The organism is Devosia psychrophila (genome assembly GCF_000971275.1).
Lineage (GTDB): Bacteria > Pseudomonadota > Alphaproteobacteria > Rhizobiales > Devosiaceae > Devosia > Devosia psychrophila.
In genome coordinates, this window is sequence record NZ_LAPV01000092.1 from 35,057 (window position 1) to 54,340 (window position 19,284).

Consider the following 19,284-nt stretch of genomic DNA (forward strand, 5'->3'; position numbering starts at 1 on the left):
TGTCGCAGAGTGGCGGCATTGTCTTAATAGAGTGTTGACCGACGCAAGTTATATAGCCAAAACAGAGGCGTGCCTAAAGTTTGTGCAGCCTTTGGATGGCGGCAAGCCGAGGCGTGGCCTAGCGACCGCATCGGCCACACAAAGCACGACGCCCGCGGATGATCCGCGGGCGTTAAAAAATTTCAGACCAAGCAGTCGTTAGTGGACGTGGCCGCCGTTGATTTGGCCGGCTTCGATGGCCAAGTTAAGCAAGGCGCTGACGACTTCCTGGGCGTAGGATTTGTCGTCCGGGCCAGGCGCAGCGGCCAGCTCGGCTTCGGCTGCCTTGATCTGGGCGGCCAGGTCGGCATGGTCAAATTCGGAAAACGGCGACGACTGTTCGGCAAGGATTGTCAGGCCTTCCGGCGAGACGTCGGCGAAGCCGCCCTTGACGAAGAAAATCTCGTCGCGGCCATTGATGCCGTTGACCGTGATGAAGCCGGGACGCAGCGTCGTCATGAACGGCGCGTGGTCGGTCATCACCGTGAAATAGCCTTCGGTGCCCGGTACGGTGACCGAGGTCACGACTTCCGATAGCACCAGCCGCTCGGGCGACACGATCTCGATCTTGAGGCCTTCAGCCATTTTTTGGTCCCTTAAGGAGAGGGGCTCGCCGCGTACGGCAAGCCCGATTGTCAAAGCTTAGGCAGCCTGTGCCGCCAGCTTCTGGGCCTTCTTGACGGCGTCTTCGATGGTGCCGACCATGTAGAAAGCGGCTTCTGGAAGGTGATCATACTCGCCAGCTACCAAGCCTTTGAAGCCCTTGATGGTGTCTTCGAGCGCCACGAACACGCCGGGCGTGCCGGTGAACACTTCAGCCACGTCGAAGGGCTGGCTCATGAAGCGCTCGACCTTGCGGGCACGAGCCACGACCAGCTTGTCTTCTTCCGACAGCTCGTCCATGCCGAGAATGGCGATGATGTCCTGCAGGCCTTTGTACTTCTGCAGCACTTCCTGAACGCGACGGGCGGTGTCGTAGTGATCCTGGCCAACCACGTTCGCATCCAGAATGCGCGAGTTGGATGCCAGCGGATCTACGGCCGGGTAGATGCCCTTTTCCGAGATGGCGCGGTTCAGCACGGTCACGGCGTCGAAGTGGGCGAACGAAGTCGCCGGTGCCGGATCGGTCAAATCGTCGGCGGGCACGTACACGGCCTGCACCGAGGTGATCGAACCCTTGTTGGTGGTGGTGATGCGTTCCTGCATCGCGCCCATGTCGGTGGCCAGCGTCGGCTGGTAGCCCACGGCCGAGGGAATACGACCCAGCAGAGCCGACATTTCAGCGCCAGCCTGCGTAAAGCGGAAAATGTTGTCCACGAAGAACAGCACGTCCTGGCCCTGGTCGCGGAAGTTTTCCGCAACAGTCAGGCCGGTGAGAGCAACGCGGGCACGGGCACCAGGGGGCTCGTTCATCTGGCCGAAAACCAGGGCGCATTTCGAACCGGCGGCGGAGCCACCGTTCGCTGCGGGATCCTTGTTCACGCCCGATTCGATCATTTCATGATACAGATCGTTGCCTTCGCGGGTGCGTTCACCGACGCCTGCGAACACCGAATAACCACCATGCGCCTTGGCGACGTTGTTGATCAGTTCCTGGATCAGCACGGTCTTGCCCACGCCGGCGCCGCCCATCAGGCCGATCTTGCCGCCACGAGCGTAGGGAGCGATCAGATCGACCACCTTGATGCCGGTGACCAGAACCGTCGATTCGGGGTTCTGCTCGGCAAAGCTTGGCGCTTCCTGATGGATTTCGCGGGTGGCTTCACCAACGATCGGACCGGCTTCGTCGATCGGCTCGCCGATAACGTTCATGATGCGGCCCAGGGTCGCTTCACCAACCGGAACGGAGATGGCGGCGCCCAGATCGATCACTTCGGCACCGCGGACAAGGCCTTCGGTGGTGTCCATGGCAATGGTGCGCACGGCGTTTTCACCGAGATGCTGGGCTACTTCGAGCACCAGGCGCTGGCCGTTGTTGTAAGTTTCGAGAGCGTTCAGGATCGCGGGCAGGTGGCCGTCGAACGTGACGTCCACGACGGCACCGATGACCTGCGATACGCGACCGGCCTTTTTCTCTGCCATTTGTTTGTCCTTCGCTACGATTGCTTAGAGCGCTGACGCGCCCGAATGAGAGTTAGAGCGCTTCCGCGCCGGCAATGATTTCGATCAGCTCGGTGGTGATCTTGGCCTGGCGCTGACGGTTGTAGCTCAGCTGCAACTGGCCGATCATTTCGCCGGCGTTCCGGGTCGCATTGTCCATCGCGGACATCTGCGCGCCATAGAACGAGGCGGAATTTTCGAGCAGGGCCTTGAGGATCTGCACCGCGATGTTGCGCGGCAGCAGGTCTTCTACGATGGCCTCTTCACTTGGCTCATATTCGTAAGGAATAGCCGAGGCATCGACCACGCCTTCGCCAGCAGGCTTTTCCAGCTTGGCCGGGATCAACTGCTGGGCCGTCGGCACCTGGCTGATCACGCTGCCGAACTTGGCGAAGAACAGCGTCGCCACGTCGAATTCACCAGCATTGAACATGGCCAGCACCTTGTCCGCGACCTGCTGGGCCTGGACGAAGCCGACTTGCTTGATTTCGCGGAAATTGAAGGTATCGACGATATTGCTCGGATACTGGCGCTTCAGGATATCATTGCCCTTGCGGCCAACGGTCAGTATCTTGACAGTCTTGCCCTGGCTGAGCAGCTTGGCAGCATGCTCGCGCGCGAGGCGGGCGATCGACGAGTTGAAACCGCCGGCCAGACCACGCTCGCCAGTGGCGACCACCAGCAGATGCACCTGGTCCTTGCCCGTGCCGCCGAGCAAGACGGGAGCATTTTCCTGGCCATCATAGACGGCACCAAGCGCTGCCAGCACCTTGCCCATGCGCTCGGCATAGGGACGTGCCGCAACTGCCGCTTCCTGGGCGCGACGGAGCTTGGCCGCCGCGACCATCTGCATGGCCTTGGTGATCTTCTGGGTCGATTTGACCGAGTCGATCCGGTTCTTGAGGTCCTTCAGCGATGCCATAGGCCGATGCTCTCCCTGCTGGCTTTACGCCGCGTAGGTCTTCTTGACGTCATCGAGTGCAGCCTTGAGCTGAGCGCGCGAGTCGTCGCTCAGGGCCTTCTCGCTGGCGATCGTGGCCAACAGCGCAGCATACTTGCCACGCAGTGCCGACAGCACCGACTTCTCGAAATCACCGACCTTGTTGACCGGAATGCTGTCGAGGTAACCGTTTGCACCGGCAAAGATCACTGCGACCTGCTCTTCCATCTTGAGCGGGCTGAACTGCGGCTGCTTCAGCAGCTCGGTCAGGCGCGAACCACGGTTCAGCAGGCGCTGGGTGGATGCGTCGAGGTCAGAGCCGAACTGGGCAAAGGCCGCCATTTCACGATATTGGGAAAGCTCGCCCTTGAGCGAACCGGCAACCTGCTTCATCGCCTTGACCTGCGCTGACGAACCCACGCGGCTCACCGACAGACCGACGTTCACGGCAGGACGGATGCCCTGGAAGAACAGGTTGGTCTCAAGGAAGATCTGGCCATCGGTGATCGAAATCACGTTGGTCGGGATATAGGCCGACACGTCGTTGGCCTGGGTCTCGATCACCGGCAGCGCAGTCAGCGAGCCCAGACCGTGGTCTTCGTTGAGCTTTGCAGCGCGTTCCAGCAGACGGGAGTGCAGGTAAAAAACGTCGCCGGGATAGGCTTCACGGCCCGGCGGACGACGCAGCAGCAGCGACATCTGGCGGTAGGCAACGGCCTGCTTGGTCAGATCGTCATAGGCGATAACGGCATGCATGCCGTTGTCGCGGAAGAACTCGCCAATGGCGCAGCCGGTGAACGGCGCGATATACTGCAGCGGCGCCGGATCGGACGCGGTTGCAGCGATAACCACGGAATACTGCAGCGCGCCGGCTTCTTCAAGCTGACGCACGAACTGAGCCACGGTCGAGCGCTTCTGGCCGATGGCGACATAGATGCAATACAGCTTGTCGGTATCGGACGCGTTGGCGTCGTGTGCAGCCTTCTGGTTCAGGAAGGTGTCGAGAATGATCGCCGACTTGCCGGTCTGGCGGTCACCAATGATCAGCTCGCGCTGGCCACGGCCAATCGGGATCAGCGCATCGATGGCCTTGAGGCCGGTCGACATTGGCTCATGCACCGACTTGCGGGGCAGAATGCCGGGCGCCTTGACGTCGACGCGGCGACGCTCGGTATGAACGATCGGACCTTTGCCGTCGATCGGATTGCCCAGACCATCGACAACACGGCCAAGCAGGCCCATGCCGACGGGCGTATCCACGATCGAGCCGGTGCGCTTGACGACATCGCCTTCCTTGATGGAACGGTCATTGCCGAAGATCACGACGCCGACATTGTCGGTCTCAAGGTTTAGGGCCATGCCCTTGATGCCGCCCGGGAACTCGACGAGCTCACCAGCCTGAACATTGTCGAGGCCGTAGACCCGCGCAATGCCGTCACCGACGGACAGCACCTGGCCAACTTCGGAAACCTGGGCTTCCTGGCCGAAATTCTTGATCTGGTCCTTGAGGATCGCAGAAATTTCCGCGGCTTTGATGTCCATTATCCGACCTCTTTCATGGCGATCTTCATCGCAGCGAGTTTTGTCTTGAGAGAACTGTCGATCATCTGGCTGCCGACCTTCACCTGAAGGCCGCCAATCAAGGACGGATCGACGAATTGGTTGAGCGTGACGGTCTTGCCGATCTTGGCCTTGAGCGTCTCGGCCAGGGCATTGGCCTGCTCGCCGGTCAGCGGCGCGGCCGACGTTACTTCGGCCGTCACTTCACCGCGGGCCTTGGCGGCCAGTTCGCGGAAACCGACGATGATGGTGTCGAGTGCGAACAACCGGCCGTTGCGGGCGATCAGCTTGAGGAAATTGGCGACCAGCGGATTGGTGGTCGCCTTGGCCAGCAACGCATCGAGCGCCACGGCCTTGTCGTCACCGGAAATCACTGGCGAACGCAGGAAGCGCGAGAAGTCGGCGCTTTCCCCGATCAGGCGGGAAACGTCGGAAAGCGACGTCTCGACCGATGCCAATTGGTTCTCGCTGCTGGCGAGATCAAACAGAGCCGACGCATATGGCCGGGCGATCTGGGTAAGCACTGAATTCTGCGCTGCCAATGCCGCTACACCCTCTTGGTTGCCTGCCCGCTTAGCCGCCCTGTTCGATGGGAAAACCCGGGCGGTTGCCGACGCTTGTTCTTGTCTGGAAAAGGGGGCGTCCAGACACCCCCTCAAAGTCGCGCTCGCTCTAGCACAAGGCCCGCGCGCCATGCAAGGCTTGGGGGCGTGATTCAAATGCGGTGAAAGTGTCGCAGGGGGGTGGGGCGTGGGTTAAGCGGACTTCTTTTGCTGCCGCAGACTTTCCGCCAGTACGGCGTTCATGCGTGTCTGCCAGCCTGGCCCAGCTGCCTTGAAGCCCTCGACAACCTCCTGGTCCAGCCTGAGACTGACCGCGACCTTCGGCGTCTCGGCCTTGGGGCGTCCGGGCACCGGCAAGCCGCGTTCGGCAAAGAACTGCTTGGCCGGGATGGAGCGGCGAATGGCCTCTTCGGTCAGTTCAGGCGTTTCCTCATCGGGTACGCCGTAAATCCTGTCATCGTCGGGCGCTGCCGTTGCTGGCTTTCGATCACTTTCCATAACGCACCTAGTCCTTCCTTCTGAACCGTCTCATCGCAATGACACGCAGCATGTTGCCTCGCATCGTGAAGGCGACATAGTATCCCAAAGCCTCCGTCGCCAGACCACGGGCGACAAAGCGCTCTTCTCGATAGTCTCGCCGATTGTCAGGTTCGATGATTGCCGCATCCCACAAGAAATGTTGGGCAAACTCAAAACCCACCTTGTGATCGAGTCGATTGCTTACGTTCTTATTCTCGTCCCATTCGAATTCCATCGAGCCCCCTCAACGTAGTTCATCACGGCAAAGTCGTCAATTTTTGTATATACGAAAACTTTACATAAAACTCATCGGGTCGATATCGACTTGCACCCGCAGGTTGCCCGTCACCTTCTCTGCAGAGCCGAGCCAAAACCTCACATAGCCCGACAAGTCGAAATCCTTCCCGGACTGGGCGAGGAGCCGGACCCGGTGGCGGCCGCGGACCATGGCGACGGGGGCGTCGGCCGGGCCGAACAGGCGTACGCCATCGGCCATCGGAGCGGCCGACAACAGCTTTTTGGCGAAGTTCATCGCGGCGTCGTGCTCGTTGGCGGAGACGATGAGGGCCGCGAGGCGTCCGAATGGCGGCAGCCCGCCAGCTTCTCGGGCCATCAACTCATGGGCGTAGAAAGCCTCGCGATCGCCGCTGACCATGGCCTTCATCACCGCGTGGTCGGGGTGATAGGTCTGGAGGAACGCCTTGCCGGTTTTCGACGCCCGCCCTGCGCGACCCGCCACCTGGGTCAGGATCTGGAAGGTCTTTTCAGCAGCGCGTGGATCGCCATGGGCGAGCCCCAGGTCGGCATCGAGCACGCCGACCACCGAGAGCTTCTCAAAATGGTGGCCTTTTGAAACCAGTTGCGTGCCGATGATCAGGTCGAACTCGCCACGCTCGATCTCGCTGAAGCGCTCGCGTAATTGGGCATTGCTGCCCATGTCGGACGACAGGATGACCCGCTTGGCATCGGGAAAACGGGCGGCAGCCTCTTCGGCGATGCGCTCTATGCCAGGCCCGACAGCCGTCAGGCTTTCGGTATCGCCGCACTTTTCGCAGACCTTTGGCGTGCGCACTTCGTGCCCGCAATGGTGGCACATCAGGACCCCGCGAAAGCGATGCTCAACCATCCACGCCGAGCAATCGGGGCACTGATACTGATGCCCGCAGGATTTGCACAGCGTAAGCGGCGCATAGCCGCGCCGGTTGAGAAACAGCAGCGCCTGCTCGCCCCGGTCAAGCGCGGCAAATACTTCGCGCGCCAAAAGCGGCGCGATCCACTGGCCTTTCTCCGGCCCATCAATCCGCATGTCGATGGCGGTGATGTTGGGCATCGACGCTTCGGCAAAACGGGATGTCAGCAGCACATGGGCGTAACGGCCCACATTGGCATTGTTGCGGGTTTCCACAGACGGCGTCGCCGACGAGAGAATAACCCGCGCATTGGACAGATGCGCCCGCACCACCGCCATGTCACGGGCGTGATAGGTGATACCGTCAGCCTGTTTGTAAGCGCCGTCATGCTCCTCATCGAGCACCAGCATGCCCAACTCGCGGAACGGCAGGAACAGCGCCGAACGGGCGCCGACCACGGCCCGCACGGTACCATCGAGCACGCCGCGCCACACGCGAGCGCGCTGCAGCGGCGTCATGTCGGAATGCCATTCGGCGGGCTTGGTGCCGAAGCGCTTGGTGAAGCGGGAGATGAAGGTGTTGGTCAGCGCGATTTCTGGCAGCAGGATCAGCGCCTGCCGGCCGGCGCGCAGCGTATCGGCTACCGCCTCGAAGAACACTTCGGTCTTGCCGCCGCCGGTGACGCCATCGAGCAGGGCCACGCCGAACTGGTGAGGATCGAGCGCAGTGATCTGAGCGAGCGCCTGCTGCTGCGCCTCGGAGAGAGTGGCGATGTCAGTGTCGGGATCAGGCGGCAACACTACCGGCGGCGGCGGCATTTCGAGCTTTTCGACCGCGCCTGCCCGCTCGAGACCATCGATCACCGAGGGCGAAACACCGGTGGCGCCGATCAATGCCGACTTGGGCCAGGCCAGATCGTCCATCAGCGCATCGAGCACACGCAGACGGGCCGGTGTCAGCTTTTCCGGCTCACGCCCGGTACGGCGATAAGCCACAACCGGCTTTGGAGCGTCCAGTGCTTCGGTCGATCGCAGCACGGCGCGCAGCACCTGGCCGGGTGCTGCCAAGGTGTATTTGGCGACCCATTCGACCAGCTTGAGCAGTTCTTCGGAAAGCTGTGGTACATCATAGGCATGAGCGATATCGCGCAGCCGACTATGCGCCACCACGTCCTTGGGCGGACCCCAGACCACGCCCTGGATCAGTCGCGGGCCCAGCGGCACGGCCACGATCGAGCCGCGCGCCACCGCCATGCCGGGCGGGACGCGATAGCTATAGGGCCCCTCGACGGCGATCCCCACCATGACGGCGACAATGTCTGGACGATCTTCCATTTGTGCCCGTTCTGTTCGCATCCGAACATAGCGAGCGCAAGTGATTCCGTTAAGGGCGCGCCGCTGTGGCGGCGTAGGCGATCAGAACGATCCCTTCAGGCCCCCCGTGATTTCGGCACTACGAATGCCGCCACCGGCTGCATCAGGCGCGTTGCCGGTCGAGGCGCCGCTGGCAATTTTGTAATACTGCGTGTCGCCACGTGCCTCATAGATATGATCGTAACGGGCCGAAGCGGTCAGCTCGGCATTGGCGCCGAGCGCATAGCCAACATCCATGCCGGCAGTGAAGGTCGGCGCCACACGGAGTGTGTCGACGAACCGCAGGTTGCGCAGCCAGTGATCGTCGGTTGCCACTGACAGAAAGGTCATGCCGCCGCGCAGCAGGCCGCCGACACGAAAATTGCCGTAGCGTTCTTCGCCGTCAATCCCCAGGAACAGTTCGGGGAACTGCTGGCGATAGGTGATGCCGGCCGTGCCATCGGGAATGCTGCCGGATTGGTCACGGAAGCCGCCGGCGCTGGAATAAATATAGGTGCCGCCACGAGCGGTCCACTTCACATCGGTATATTTGAAGCCGCCATGCGCCCGCACCACGGCCTGATCATCCTTGACGATCTCGTAGCCGAGCGAGGCACCGCCGGTATAATAGTGGTCGAGGCTGGTATCCTGATGCTGGCTGCGATGGGACCAGTTGTCGAACGTATCGTCACCCTTCAGCCAGTCGTAGTCTTCCATATAGCTGTTGCCGAAAGCGGCAACGCTGCCTTCGGCGCGGATGTTGAAGCCGCTGCCGACATCGACGGCGATGCTGCCGCGCAGCACGGGCGTGGTACTCTGCCAGATCAAATGGCTAAGTGTGTAATTGCCTACCCAGACCTTTTCACTGCCCTCGATATAGGCGGCGCCGATACTGGCATCGATCCGCACCGTGTCATCTGGCGTCGCATACTGCACCGACTGGCCGGGCTTGGAAAACCCCTGGTCTGCCCAGGCACCCATCGACGGGTCGGCGGCCGCGGCAGGGCCGGCCAGCAAAGCCAAAAGGCCGAGCGTCCGCGCTGTCACGATCTGGCCCATGCTGCGCTCTCCTTTGGATAACCCACTCTGCTCAAACCTAGGTTAAGGATGGGTTTACCACGCCGGTTGACACTGCCCGCATGGTCGACTCAGCTTTTGCCGCCGACGATTTTATTCGCGCCCAGCTTTCGGCCTGGCAGCGTGAGCTCGCCTCGGTGCGCCGGCTCGCCGCCAATACGCTTGAAGCCTATGGGCGCGATGTCGATCAGTTCCTCGGTTTCCTCGCGGGTCATGCCGGCGGGCCGGTAACCTTGAGCACTTTTAAAGAGTTACGCGGTGCCGATATTCGCGCTTTCATGGCCCAGCGGCGCAATGAAAGCCTCGGCTCGCGCTCGCTGGCACGAGTGCTTTCGGCGCTGAAGAGCTTCTTTCGCTTTCTTGAGCGTGAGGGCGTGCTGGCGAGCGAAGCGCTTAATGTCATCCGCACGCCCAAACTGCCCAAATCGCTGCCCAAGGCGCTGACCGTAACGGAGGCTCGCGACACGATATCGACGACCGGTGAGCTTGAGGAAAGGCCTTGGGTGGCAGCCCGCGACATGGCAGTGCTGTCGCTCTGCTATGGGGCCGGCCTGCGTATTGCCGAAGCTCTGGCGCTGACCGGCAGCGACCTCGAAGCCCAGTCCTTGCGGGTCACTGGCAAGGGCGGCAGGATCCGGCTGGTGCCACTGATCGATGCCGTGCGCAAGTCCATCAACCTCTATATCGGGCTCTGCCCGTTCAAGCCTTACCCCAGCCAACCACTGTTTCGTGGCGTGCGGGGCGGCGTCTTATCACCACGGCTGATCCAGCTTAGGGTGGTGCAATTGCGCTCGGCGCTGGGCCTGCCGCCCTCGGCAACACCGCATGCGCTGCGGCATTCTTTTGCCACCCATTTATTGAGCCGTGGCGGGGACTTGCGGGCCATTCAGGAACTGCTGGGCCATGCCAGCCTGTCGACCACGCAGATCTATACAGCGGTCGATACCGACCGGCTGCTGGAAAGTTACCGCAAGGCCCATCCGCGCGGCTAAACTGTTCGCATAGTGTTACCGTTGAGAACCGCTCGCGTCACTGTACGGTTAGCGCTGGATCGGGCTTGTGAGAACGCATCGACCCGCCCTATCAACAGCCATGCAACCTGCGCCAACCCAGCCTGCAAATGACTCGATCGGTTATGGCTTAGCCGTTGCCGGGGCAATCCTGTTTTCGACCAAGGGCATTTTCATCAAGCTTGCCTATGGCGAAGGCGTCTCGACGGAAATGCTGCTTAGCCTAAGGATGATCGTGGCCTTGCCGGTCTATCTGGTGATCCTCGTCGTGCTGCTGAGCCGCGAGCACCGGCTGCGCGCGCTGCTGACGACGAGGATCGTGTTGACCAGCATGGCCATCGGTATCCTCGGCTACTACTTTTCCAGCTATCTCGATTTTCTCGGGCTGAACTTCGTCAGCGCGCAATATGAGCGGCTGGTGCTGTTCACCTACCCGTTCTTCGTGCTGCTGTTTGGCGTCTGGTTTTTTGGCGACCGCATGATGTGGCGCGTCGTGCCCTCAATGCTGGTCAGCTATGCCGGGCTGCTGGTGATCTTTGGCTGGAACCTGGCGGTCAATCCGGACGGACTAGTGCTTGGCACGCTGCTGGTGCTGGGATCGGCGATCAGCTTTGCGCTGTACCAGCACCTCGCCAAACGGCAGATGCTGGTACTGGGCGCCGGGCTGTTTACCTGCATCGGCATGTCGACTGCCGCCCTCTGCGCCATCGCGCAGAACCTCGTCCTGGCCGGGCCGCAAAGCTACCTGACGGTGACGCCGACGGTTTGGGGCTATGGCCTTGCCTTGGGCGTGCTTGGCACCGTGCTGCCCAGCTTCTTGATGAACGCCGGCATGGCCCGGATTGGCGCCCGAGCGACATCATCCACCGCCGCCTTCGGCCCCGTGGTCACGATTTTTCTGGCCGTGATCATCCTGTCCGAGCCCTTTACGCTTTACCATGGCATCGGCACGGCCCTGGTGCTGGCCGGCTCGGTGCTGTTCAGCCGGGCAGAGCGCAAAGCCCGGCTTGCGATAGGATAATTGTTTCCCGGCATTGGCTGTTAGCTGCCGCAAAGCCGCTGTAGTCTGCCGTCACCACTTGCCGCATAGACCGGAAGGGACACCGATGAAAGCAATGCAAAGGATCCTCGGCGGCGGAGCGCTGGTCGCGGCACTCGCCATCGCGCTCTCGACACCATCGCTGGCGCAAAAGCTCGACAACAAAAATCCCCCAGCCACGACAAGTGCCGCGGCGCTCGCCAGCGACGTGGACTTTGGCGACGATACCGGCCATTGGGCCAATGACGGCGAATGCGACGATCCGCGCTTCAGCGGCACCGGCAGCGCGGTGGAACTGGAAGATGCCGACATCCGCAAGGATGCCACCGACTGCCGCGCGGCCGTTGCGGCCGGCACGGTGACCTTTACCGAAACCGGCACCAGCCCCACAGCTATCGCCATTGCCTCGCCGATCGAAGCCATCGATTTTGGCGACGACAGCAGCCAGTGGGCCAGGGATGGCGAGTGCGACGATCCGCGCTTTTCCGGCACCGCATCGGCCGATGAACTAGTCGACACCGACATGTCCAAGGACGCTACCGATTGCCGGGCAGCCTATGCCGCTGGCACCGTGACGCTGGCAGACTCCGAGATCAACACGACAGTCGCCGACGTTCCTGCCGTGGACTACGGCGATGATACCAGCGAATGGGCCAAGGACGGCGAATGCGACGATCCGCGTTTTTCAGGCACGGCCGTTGCCGACGAACTGCTCGACGCCGATCTGGGTCATGATGCCACCGACTGCCGCGCGGCCGTCGGCGCCGGCACCGCAACCTATAACGGTGGCTCCACAGTTACCCGGGTTGCGGCCTTCGATTATGGCGGTGACTGGAGCAAGTGGGCCAATGACGGCGAATGCGACGACTTGCGCTTCGAGGGCGAAGGCGCCGACAAGAAGCTACTGAGCGAAGACATGGCTGGCGATGCGACCGACTGTAAGGCACTGGAATTTGCTGGCAAAGTGACCATCCGCACGGTCTACACGCCCCAACACGCGGCCGGCGCGCCTTACGACAGTTCGGCCGTGGACTTCGGCGACAATACGTCGAGCTATGCCGATGACGACCAATGCGACGACCCGCGCTTCGAAGGCCCGGGCGCTGCGGCTACGCTGCTCGACAGCGACCTGTCGCATGACAGTGCCGACTGCAAGGCAGCGTTCGAGGCGGGCACTATTGTGATGCGCCAGGACGCGTAGGCTTCCCGATTGAATGACAAAACGGCGGGCCAGGGCCCGCCGTTTTGTTGCTTGGGGTACTCTCCCCTGGCCTAGGCGGCCTGGCGCTCGACCATCATCTTCTTGATTTCGGCGATGGCCTTGGCCGGGTTCAACCCCTTGGGGCAGGCCTTGGCGCAGTTCATGATGGTGTGGCAGCGGAACAGCTTGAACGGATCTTCGAGATCGTCGAGGCGTTCCTGGGTGGTCTCGTCGCGCGAATCGATGAGCCAGCGATAGGCCTGCAGCAGCGCCGCCGGCCCGAGATACTTTTCCCCGTTCCACCAATAACTCGGGCACGAGGTCGAGCAGCAGGCGCAAAGAATGCACTCGTAGAGCCCGTCCAGCTTGGCGCGCTGCGGCACCGTCTGCGTCCATTCCTTTTCAGGCGTCGGCGACGTGGTCTTGAGCCACGGCTCGATGGCGCGGTGCTGCGCGTAGAACATGGTGAGGTCTGGCACCAGATCCTTGACCACCGGCATATGCGGCAGTGGGTAGATCTTGATCGGGCCCTTACTGTCGTCCATGCCCTTGGTGCAGGCCAGTGTGTTGAGCCCGTTGATGTTCATCGAGCAGGAACCGCAGATGCCCTCGCGGCAGGAGCGGCGCAGCGTCAGGGTCGCATCGACCTTGTTCTTGATCCACAGCAGGCCATCGAGAACCATCGGACCGCAATCGTCCAGGTCGACGAAATAGGAATCGATACGCGGGTTGGCGCTCTGGTCGGGATCGTAGCGATAGATGTGATACTCGCGCAGCCGCTTGCCATTGGCTGGCTTCGGCCAGGTCTTGCCCTTGATGGGGCGATCGGCCTTGGAGACCATCAGTTCGACCATTTTTGGCCCTTTCCTAAGTACCGCTCAACCGGCACTGACTTTTTCACGTGCACCCGCATCGTCAGTAATCCGGCTTGCAGATCTGGTTCGATTTGGCGACGTAGGTGTTGTAGGCCACATAGGTTTCCTTGGGCACAGAAGCGCCCTTCATCGCGCCGATCACCATGGCCATGAAACTCTCGTCGATCAGCGTCATCGCCGCATCGGCCTTGCAGGAACACAGCGTCTCATTGTCCGCGATACCCATGCAGACTGTATGGAACTCGGTCTTCTGAGCCGCGGTGGGCGAGGCGGCGATGGTTGGGGCAGTAGTCAGCAGCAGGCTCGCAAGAATGGTCCAGGCGCGCATCAATACACCCGCGCCTTGGGGGCGATCTTCTTGAGGTCGATGCCGCCTTCGCTTTCGGGGGTCAGCGGGTCGACATGCACCGGGCGGTAGCCGAGCGTCACGGCGCCGTTTTCGTCGATCCAGCTCAGCGTATGCTTACGCCAGTTGACGTCGTCGCGGCTCGGATAGTCTTCGTGGGCGTGGGCGCCGCGCGACTCGTGGCGGGCTTCGGCCGAGACCACTGTGACCATGGCGCAGGCCATCAGGTTTTCCAGCTCCAGCGTTTCAACCAGATCGGAATTCCAGATCAGCGAACGGTCGGTCACGGCCACGTCGGAAAGCCGCGAATAGATTTCGCTCATCTTGGCCACGCCCTGCTTAAGCGTCGCGTCGGTGCGGAACACTGCCGCGTCGGTCTGCATGGTGCGTTGCATCTCGTCGCGCAGCTTGGCGGTCGACTGGCTGCCCGAGGCGTTACGCAGGCGATCGAAGCGGGCGAGGATTTTGGCATCCTGCGCTGCATTGATGCCGGGGATCGGCGTGGTCCGGTCCAGCACTTTTCCGGCACGGAGCGCAGCGGCGCGGCCAAACACCACGAGATCGGTCAGCGAATTGGAGCCCAGCCGATTGGCGCCATGCACCGAGGCGCAGGCGGCTTCGCCGACGGCCATCAGGCCGGGCACGGTGCGATCAGGATTGTCCGGCGTCGGATCGAGCACTTCGCCATGATAATTGGCGGGGATGCCGCCCATATTGTAATGCACCGTCGGCAGCACCGGGATCGGCTCGCGGGTCAGGTCGACGCCGGCAAAAATCTTTGCCGATTCGGTGATGCCCGGCAGGCGTTCATGCAGCACCTTGGGATCGAGATGATCGAGGTGCAGGTAGATATGGTCCTTGTTGGGACCGACGCCGCGGCCTTCGCGGATTTCCAGCGTCATGCAGCGGGAGACCACGTCGCGCGATGCCAGGTCCTTGGCATTGGGGGCATACCTCTCCATGAAGCGCTCGCCCTCCGAATTGGTCAGGTAGCCGCCTTCGCCACGCGCGCCTTCAGTGATCAGCACGCCTGCGCCATAGATGCCGGTGGGGTGGAACTGCACGAATTCCATGTCCTGCAGTGGCAGCCCGGCGCGGGCCACCATGCCGTTACCGTCGCCGGTGCAGGTATGGGCCGAGGTGGCGGAGAAATACGAGCGGCCATAGCCGCCGGTGGCCAGCACCACCAGCTTGGCCCGGAAACGGTGCAGCGTGCCGTCGTCGAGCTTCCAGGCGATGACGCCTTGGCACTCGCCGTTTTCGCCCATGATCAGGTCGAGCGCAAAATACTCGATGTAGAACTCGGCATTGTTGCGCAGGCTCTGCCCATACAACGTGTGCAGAATGGCGTGGCCGGTGCGGTCGGCGGCAGCACAGGTGCGCTGCACTGGCGGGCCTTCGCCGAACTCGGTCATGTGGCCGCCGAACGGGCGCTGGTAGATCTTGCCATCCTGGGTGCGCGAGAACGGCACGCCGTAATGCTCGAGCTCATAAATGGCGGCTGGAGCTTCACGCGCCAGATATTCCATGGCGTCATTATCGCCGAGCCAGTCCGAGCCCTTGACGGTATCGTACATGTGCCACTGCCAGCTATCGGGCCCCATGTTCTGCAACGAGGCCGCGATGCCACCCTGCGCCGCGACCGTATGGCTGCGGGTGGGAAACACTTTGGTGATGCAGGCGGTCTTGAGACCCTGTTCGGCCATGCCGAGCGTGGCGCGCAGGCCCGCGCCACCGGCGCCAACCACCACCACGTCGAATTCGTGGTCGATGAGTTCGTAATTGGCCATGCGGCTAACCCCAGAAGACGAGCTTGAGAATGGAAATGACGCCCACCGCCGCGATGGCGATGCAGAACATGGTGTTGAGCATCATGTAGAGGCTGTAGGTGCGGCCGTGGAAATAGTCTTCCAGCGTGTCGCGCAGCCCGTTGCGCATGTGGATTGTGACGATCACCAGCAGCACGGCCAGCGGAAGGCCGATCCAGCCATTGCCGATCACGGCCACCATGTCGGGGCGGTCCTGGCCGGCGAGGCGAACCACGACGAACAGCAGCAGCAACAGGAAGGCGATGTTGATCGCCCCTGACACGCGCTGGGTGATGAACTGGCGGGTCGAGGCTTTCTTGTCGCCATAGACCGACTTGGGATTGGCGACGACGTCGCGGGTGATTACCTGTTCTCGCATCATGCCATCCAGACAAAGAGGGTCCAGACCACGAGGGTCAGGACGACGGAAGCGATGACATTGGCCCAGGCCAGCATTTCGCGCTGACCGGCCTCCATGCCGATGATGAAATCCCAGACGAAATGGCGCAGGCCACCCAGCATGTGGTGGATCAGGCTCCAGGTGAATCCGAACAGCACCAATTGGCCGAACCAGCTGCCATAGATGTCATTGACCAGGTTGAGCGGCTGTTGCCCCCAGGCGGCGGCAGCCAGCCATGCGACCAGCAACACGGTGCCGAAATAGTTGGCGATGCCAGTGGCGCGATGCAAGATCGACATCGTCATGGTGATGGTCCAGCGATAGACCTGCAGATGCGGAGAGAGAGGGCGGGAGCGAACCGTCATGTAGCCTCGCTGGCAGGGCGGAAGGACCGCTGCAGTTTGGAATGGTTCGAGACTTCTAGCGCCCAAGCGTTACAAAATCAAAGCGGGAAACCGGTTGGAGTATCAACTTTTGGCGCATTCCGCACTTTGTTCGGTGAACGAACAAGATGTGCGGGTGGCGCGTTGAAAAATGAGTTGGCAGTCGGAGACCATAGCCGAAAAAGCCGGTTTGCTGCATAGGGACGGTGAACGGGAGCCTCGTATGGACCACACCATCAAGATCGATAGCGTGACCGGGCTTGCGCGCAACTGGGGCCGCTTTGACAACTATACGGTGACGCATGGGCGCAAGGACGGCACGCAGCAGACGGTCAGTCGCGAAGTCTATGACCATGGCAGCGCGGCGGCGGTACTGATGTATGCGCCTGCGACCGGCGACGTGATTCTGACGCGGCAATTTCGCCTGCCGCCCCATCTCAATGGCGATCCCGCCTGGCTGATCGAGGCCCCGGCCGGGCTGCTCGATGGCGAGGTGCCAGCCGTGGCGGCGCGGCGCGAGGCGACCGAGGAAACCGGCTATGAGCCGGAACACCTGCAGTTCCTGTTCAACGTCTATATGAGCCCAGGCTCGCTGACAGAGAAATGCGCGTGTTTTCTGGCGGAATATACGCCAGGGCAGAAGGTGAATGAGGGCGGTGGGCTTGCCGAGGAGGGCGAGGATATTGAGGTATTCGAGTTGGGGTTGGATGGGGCGCTGGCGATGATCGGCTCGGGCGAGATTTGCGACGCCAAGACGATTTTAATGCTGCAGGCGCTGCAATTGCGGTTGAAATGAAGAGTTTTTCTTGGGGTACCCCCACCTAGCCTCCCCCTGATGAGGGGGAGGAATCCGGCCGGTGGTTTGGCACGATAGTGCCCAATACTCGATCAAGTCCCCCCCCTTTTCAGCGGGAGGCTAGGTGGGGTATTCCTCCTGCTTGCTATTCGTCGCTTGCCATTCGGGTCTAAACCCGCACCACATTCGGCCGGTCAGAAATCAACCAGCTTCTTGTCCGGATCATACGGTTGATCTTTCGCCATACGTGTCACTGCCTGGCCGCATTTCATTTTTTGGGTGGCCGCGTCGAAGGCGTAGCTGGGGGAGCCGTGCAGGGCCCAGCCTTCGCTGAGGGCCTTGGTGACCTTGTGGCAGAAGCTGACGTCGTCTTCGCCGGTAAGGAAGCGGTAGATGAGCATGCAATGCGCCCTAGTTGATCTTGCTCGATCTTAGCGATAACCCAGAGGCCATGCACAGCTTTCCTGAACATCTGCTCAAGGGCCACGCCAATTTCATGGATGGCCGTTACGTCCGCGAGAAAGATCGCTATCGCGAACTGGCCGCCAGCGGGCAAACGCCGTCCACCATGATCATCGCCTGCTGCGACAGCCGCGCGGCGCCCGAAATGATCTTTGACGCAGAGCCGGGCTCCATGTTCGTGCTGCGCAACGTCGCCAACCTGGTGCCGACCTATCAGCCCGACGGCGGCCAGCACGGCACTTCGGCGGCCATCGAGTTTGCCGTCAAGGCGCTCGAGATCGCCAATATCGTGGTGATGGGCCATGGTCGCTGCGGTGGCATCAAGGCTGCGCTCAATCCCGATCACAGCCCGCTCGACGCCGGCGACTTCATCGGCAAGTGGATGAGCATGCTGGGCGAACTGCCCGGCCAGCTCGGCACCAATTCCATGATGACCGCCTCCGAACAGCAGACGGCGCTGGAGCGCATCTCGATTCGCAACTCGATTGGCAACCTGCGCACCTTTCCCTATGTCGCCGACCTCGAAGCGAGCGGAAAACTGGCCGTGCATGGCGCCTGGTTCGATATTTCGACCGGCGAACTCTGGGTCATGAACGGCGACAGCGGCGATTTCGTCCGCCCCGAACTGTGATTTCGACGGCATGAACTTGCGATAACGGGCGCGTGAAGTGCTGCGGCGGCAGCACCGTGCCGGCAAACTGTTGAACAGCCGCATCGTTACCGATGATTTCATAGGTAGTGTCAAAATTGTCGCACAAGGCTGAAGTGTGCGGGCTTCTATAACTTGCAATAATCCAACAGTTTTACAACTGTTCTTGTTGCTTACCTGAAAATTATACATCTGGTCTATTGCCCGCAATTCGCCTGATTATTTCCTGCCCGCGTCGATTTTTAGACCCGCACGAAACACATTGACCGGTCATTGTGTTTCTTACGGACTGCAGGAGAGCATCCCGTCGGTGACCGGCTAACCGATCGCCGCTTTCATCTCCCCAACATTGGAGCTCAACTCCCATGAAGAAGATTATTTTGTCGTCCATCGTCGTTCTCGGTCTATCGACCGCTGCATTCGCGCAGGCTGCTACCGACGCGGTGTCGGTAGACACCGATGTCAGCGGCGGCATCTCGCTCGCCGAAGCACAGACCGCTTGGCCGGACCTGACCGAAGAGGCCTTCACGGCTGCTGACGTGGACGCCAGTGGCGAACTTTCGGCCGACGAATATGCGGCCCTCGCCGCCTCGGCTGCGCCCGCCAGCTAACGACTAAAGCCCAGCCCATGGGCACAGAAGCCACCCCACGTCTTCCTGGGGTGGCTTTTCTTTCCCGTCCGCTGACCGACCAGATATTTCCCGGAGTTATTGATGCACAAGATTGCCCTTACTCTCGCCGCGCTTGGCCTTGCCACCACCGCAGCTTTCGCCCAGACGCCGACCACCTTTGCCGATGTCGATACCGATACCAGCGGTGAACTGAGCTTTGCCGAACTGCAGGTGGTGTGGTCAGACTTGGCCCAGGCCGAATTCGACACCGCCGATGCCGATGGCAGCGGAGGACTGGTCGTTGGCGAACTCAACAGCCTGCAGCCGCCTGCCGTGCCAGCCCCAGTCGCCCCGACGCTCGATGTGCCGACACTCGACGCGCCGCCCGACACTGTTCCCGCACCGCAATAATCGCCAGATGGCC

At 61.5% G+C, this 19,284-nt stretch carries 22 protein-coding genes; 7 read left to right on the forward strand and 15 right to left on the reverse strand.

Annotated features, from left to right (window positions below; all coding sequences use genetic code 11):
- Positions 1-198: 198 nt before the first annotated feature.
- The 9 genes from WH91_RS08495 to WH91_RS08535 all read right to left on the reverse strand — a co-directional run bounded on the left by WH91_RS08495 (position 199) and on the right by WH91_RS08535 (position 9,262).
- A complete protein-coding gene (locus WH91_RS08495) occupies positions 199-624 on the reverse strand; it encodes a F0F1 ATP synthase subunit epsilon (protein WP_046170569.1) in 426 nt (141 codons plus the stop codon).
- Between the two features lie 57 nt (positions 625-681).
- A complete protein-coding gene (gene atpD / locus WH91_RS08500; protein ID WP_046170570.1) occupies positions 682-2,121 on the reverse strand; it encodes a F0F1 ATP synthase subunit beta in 1,440 nt (479 codons plus the stop codon).
- A 52-nt stretch (positions 2,122-2,173) separates the two neighbouring features.
- Positions 2,174-3,061, reverse strand: coding sequence for a F0F1 ATP synthase subunit gamma (locus WH91_RS08505; RefSeq protein ID WP_046170571.1), 888 nt, complete (start codon positions 3,059-3,061; stop codon positions 2,174-2,176).
- A gap of 24 nt (positions 3,062-3,085) precedes the next feature.
- Entirely contained in the window at positions 3,086-4,621 is a 1,536-nt protein-coding gene (gene atpA, locus WH91_RS08510) for a F0F1 ATP synthase subunit alpha (protein ID WP_046170572.1), read from the reverse strand.
- Entirely contained in the window at positions 4,621-5,181 is a 561-nt protein-coding gene (locus WH91_RS08515) for a F0F1 ATP synthase subunit delta (RefSeq protein ID WP_046170573.1), read from the reverse strand. Before WH91_RS08515 ends, atpA begins: the two co-directional genes overlap by 1 nt.
- 213 nt (positions 5,182-5,394) lie before the next feature.
- Positions 5,395-5,700 (reverse strand): BrnA antitoxin family protein, encoded by a 306-nt coding sequence (locus WH91_RS08520; protein ID WP_046170574.1) that lies wholly within the window; start codon positions 5,698-5,700, stop codon positions 5,395-5,397.
- 7 nt (positions 5,701-5,707) lie between these two features.
- Positions 5,708-5,956: a BrnT family toxin gene (locus WH91_RS08525; RefSeq protein ID WP_046170575.1), complete on the reverse strand. Its 249-nt coding sequence runs from the start codon at positions 5,954-5,956 to the stop codon at positions 5,708-5,710.
- A 60-nt stretch (positions 5,957-6,016) separates the two neighbouring features.
- Positions 6,017-8,185, reverse strand: a complete 2,169-nt coding sequence (locus WH91_RS08530) for a primosomal protein N' (protein ID WP_082102072.1) — start codon at positions 8,183-8,185, stop codon at positions 6,017-6,019.
- Positions 8,186-8,266: 81 nt separating this feature from the next.
- Positions 8,267-9,262 carry an omptin family outer membrane protease gene (locus WH91_RS08535; RefSeq protein ID WP_052952692.1) on the reverse strand — a complete coding sequence of 332 codons (996 nt, stop codon included), beginning with the start codon at positions 9,260-9,262 and terminating at the stop codon, positions 8,267-8,269.
- Positions 9,263-9,342: 80 nt separating this feature from the next.
- On the opposite strand from WH91_RS08535, the gene WH91_RS08540 reads away from it, so the two are divergent.
- From WH91_RS08540 to WH91_RS22585, 3 genes are all read left to right on the forward strand, one after another.
- Entirely contained in the window at positions 9,343-10,272 is a 930-nt protein-coding gene (locus tag WH91_RS08540) for a tyrosine recombinase XerC (protein ID WP_046170577.1), read from the forward strand.
- Positions 10,273-10,372: 100 nt separating this feature from the next.
- Positions 10,373-11,311, forward strand: a complete 939-nt coding sequence (locus WH91_RS08545) for a DMT family transporter (protein WP_046170578.1) — start codon at positions 10,373-10,375, stop codon at positions 11,309-11,311.
- Between the two features lie 85 nt (positions 11,312-11,396).
- On the forward strand, positions 11,397-12,530 hold the full coding sequence (locus WH91_RS22585; protein WP_052952693.1) for a hypothetical protein: 1,134 nt from the start codon (positions 11,397-11,399) through the stop codon (positions 12,528-12,530).
- 71 nt (positions 12,531-12,601) lie between these two features.
- Here WH91_RS22585 and WH91_RS08555 read toward each other — a convergent pair whose 3' ends face one another.
- From WH91_RS08555 to sdhC, 5 genes are all read right to left on the reverse strand, one after another.
- Positions 12,602-13,384 carry a succinate dehydrogenase iron-sulfur subunit gene (locus WH91_RS08555; protein WP_046170579.1) on the reverse strand — a complete coding sequence of 261 codons (783 nt, stop codon included), beginning with the start codon at positions 13,382-13,384 and terminating at the stop codon, positions 12,602-12,604.
- Between the two features lie 61 nt (positions 13,385-13,445).
- Positions 13,446-13,733, reverse strand: coding sequence for a hypothetical protein (locus tag WH91_RS08560; RefSeq protein WP_046170580.1), 288 nt, complete (start codon positions 13,731-13,733; stop codon positions 13,446-13,448).
- Positions 13,733-15,541 carry a succinate dehydrogenase flavoprotein subunit gene (gene sdhA / locus WH91_RS08565; protein ID WP_046170581.1) on the reverse strand — a complete coding sequence of 603 codons (1,809 nt, stop codon included), beginning with the start codon at positions 15,539-15,541 and terminating at the stop codon, positions 13,733-13,735. Before sdhA ends, WH91_RS08560 begins: the two co-directional genes overlap by 1 nt.
- 4 nt (positions 15,542-15,545) lie before the next feature.
- Positions 15,546-15,938, reverse strand: a complete 393-nt coding sequence (gene sdhD / locus WH91_RS08570; protein WP_052952694.1) for a succinate dehydrogenase, hydrophobic membrane anchor protein — start codon at positions 15,936-15,938, stop codon at positions 15,546-15,548.
- Positions 15,938-16,324 carry a succinate dehydrogenase, cytochrome b556 subunit gene (gene sdhC / locus WH91_RS08575; protein WP_046170582.1) on the reverse strand — a complete coding sequence of 129 codons (387 nt, stop codon included), beginning with the start codon at positions 16,322-16,324 and terminating at the stop codon, positions 15,938-15,940. Before sdhC ends, sdhD begins: the two co-directional genes overlap by 1 nt.
- Positions 16,325-16,565: 241 nt before the next feature.
- On the opposite strand from sdhC, the gene WH91_RS08580 reads away from it, so the two are divergent.
- Positions 16,566-17,138 carry an NUDIX domain-containing protein gene (locus WH91_RS08580; RefSeq protein WP_046170583.1) on the forward strand — a complete coding sequence of 191 codons (573 nt, stop codon included), beginning with the start codon at positions 16,566-16,568 and terminating at the stop codon, positions 17,136-17,138.
- Between the two features lie 194 nt (positions 17,139-17,332).
- On the opposite strand, the gene WH91_RS08585 is transcribed toward WH91_RS08580, so the two are convergent.
- A complete protein-coding gene (locus WH91_RS08585; protein WP_046170584.1) occupies positions 17,333-17,539 on the reverse strand; it encodes a DUF1737 domain-containing protein in 207 nt (68 codons plus the stop codon).
- 50 nt (positions 17,540-17,589) lie between these two features.
- On the opposite strand from WH91_RS08585, the gene WH91_RS08590 reads away from it, so the two are divergent.
- The 3 genes from WH91_RS08590 to WH91_RS25350 all read left to right on the forward strand — a co-directional run bounded on the left by WH91_RS08590 (position 17,590) and on the right by WH91_RS25350 (position 19,271).
- On the forward strand, positions 17,590-18,231 hold the full coding sequence (locus tag WH91_RS08590) for a carbonic anhydrase (RefSeq protein ID WP_046170616.1): 642 nt from the start codon (positions 17,590-17,592) through the stop codon (positions 18,229-18,231).
- Between the two features lie 383 nt (positions 18,232-18,614).
- Positions 18,615-18,860, forward strand: coding sequence for an EF-hand domain-containing protein (locus WH91_RS08595; RefSeq protein WP_046170585.1), 246 nt, complete (start codon positions 18,615-18,617; stop codon positions 18,858-18,860).
- Between the two features lie 102 nt (positions 18,861-18,962).
- A complete protein-coding gene (locus WH91_RS25350; RefSeq protein WP_046170586.1) occupies positions 18,963-19,271 on the forward strand; it encodes a penta-EF hand family protein in 309 nt (102 codons plus the stop codon).
- Positions 19,272-19,284 lie beyond the last annotated feature (13 nt).

Bases quoted from the DNA above. Each gene is read 5' to 3' on its own strand.
- WH91_RS25350 (WP_046170586.1), top strand. From the start codon at position 18,963: ATGCACAAGATTGCCCTTACTCTCGCCGCGCTTGGCCTTGCCACCACC.
- sdhA (WP_046170581.1), bottom strand. From the start codon at position 15,541: ATGGCCAATTACGAACTCATCGACCACGAATTCGACGTGGTGGTGGTT.
- sdhD (WP_052952694.1), bottom strand. From the start codon at position 15,938: ATGCGAGAACAGGTAATCACCCGCGACGTCGTCGCCAATCCCAAGTCG.
- WH91_RS08560 (WP_046170580.1), bottom strand. From the start codon at position 13,733: ATGCGCGCCTGGACCATTCTTGCGAGCCTGCTGCTGACTACTGCCCCA.
- WH91_RS08540 (WP_046170577.1), top strand. From the start codon at position 9,343: ATGGTCGACTCAGCTTTTGCCGCCGACGATTTTATTCGCGCCCAGCTT.
- WH91_RS08545 (WP_046170578.1), top strand. From the start codon at position 10,373: ATGCAACCTGCGCCAACCCAGCCTGCAAATGACTCGATCGGTTATGGC.
- WH91_RS08525 (WP_046170575.1), bottom strand. From the start codon at position 5,956: ATGGAATTCGAATGGGACGAGAATAAGAACGTAAGCAATCGACTCGAT.
- WH91_RS08530 (WP_082102072.1), bottom strand. From the start codon at position 8,185: ATGGAAGATCGTCCAGACATTGTCGCCGTCATGGTGGGGATCGCCGTC.
- WH91_RS08505 (WP_046170571.1), bottom strand. From the start codon at position 3,061: ATGGCATCGCTGAAGGACCTCAAGAACCGGATCGACTCGGTCAAATCG.
- WH91_RS08495 (WP_046170569.1), bottom strand. From the start codon at position 624: ATGGCTGAAGGCCTCAAGATCGAGATCGTGTCGCCCGAGCGGCTGGTG.
- atpD (WP_046170570.1), bottom strand. From the start codon at position 2,121: ATGGCAGAGAAAAAGGCCGGTCGCGTATCGCAGGTCATCGGTGCCGTC.
- WH91_RS08585 (WP_046170584.1), bottom strand. From the start codon at position 17,539: ATGCTCATCTACCGCTTCCTTACCGGCGAAGACGACGTCAGCTTCTGC.
- WH91_RS08555 (WP_046170579.1), bottom strand. From the start codon at position 13,384: ATGGTCGAACTGATGGTCTCCAAGGCCGATCGCCCCATCAAGGGCAAG.
- sdhC (WP_046170582.1), bottom strand. From the start codon at position 16,324: ATGACGGTTCGCTCCCGCCCTCTCTCTCCGCATCTGCAGGTCTATCGC.
- WH91_RS08590 (WP_046170616.1), top strand. From the start codon at position 17,590: ATGCACAGCTTTCCTGAACATCTGCTCAAGGGCCACGCCAATTTCATG.
- WH91_RS08580 (WP_046170583.1), top strand. From the start codon at position 16,566: ATGGACCACACCATCAAGATCGATAGCGTGACCGGGCTTGCGCGCAAC.
- WH91_RS22585 (WP_052952693.1), top strand. From the start codon at position 11,397: ATGAAAGCAATGCAAAGGATCCTCGGCGGCGGAGCGCTGGTCGCGGCA.
- WH91_RS08520 (WP_046170574.1), bottom strand. From the start codon at position 5,700: ATGGAAAGTGATCGAAAGCCAGCAACGGCAGCGCCCGACGATGACAGG.
- WH91_RS08595 (WP_046170585.1), top strand. From the start codon at position 18,615: ATGAAGAAGATTATTTTGTCGTCCATCGTCGTTCTCGGTCTATCGACC.
- atpA (WP_046170572.1), bottom strand. From the start codon at position 4,621: ATGGACATCAAAGCCGCGGAAATTTCTGCGATCCTCAAGGACCAGATC.
- WH91_RS08535 (WP_052952692.1), bottom strand. From the start codon at position 9,262: ATGGGCCAGATCGTGACAGCGCGGACGCTCGGCCTTTTGGCTTTGCTG.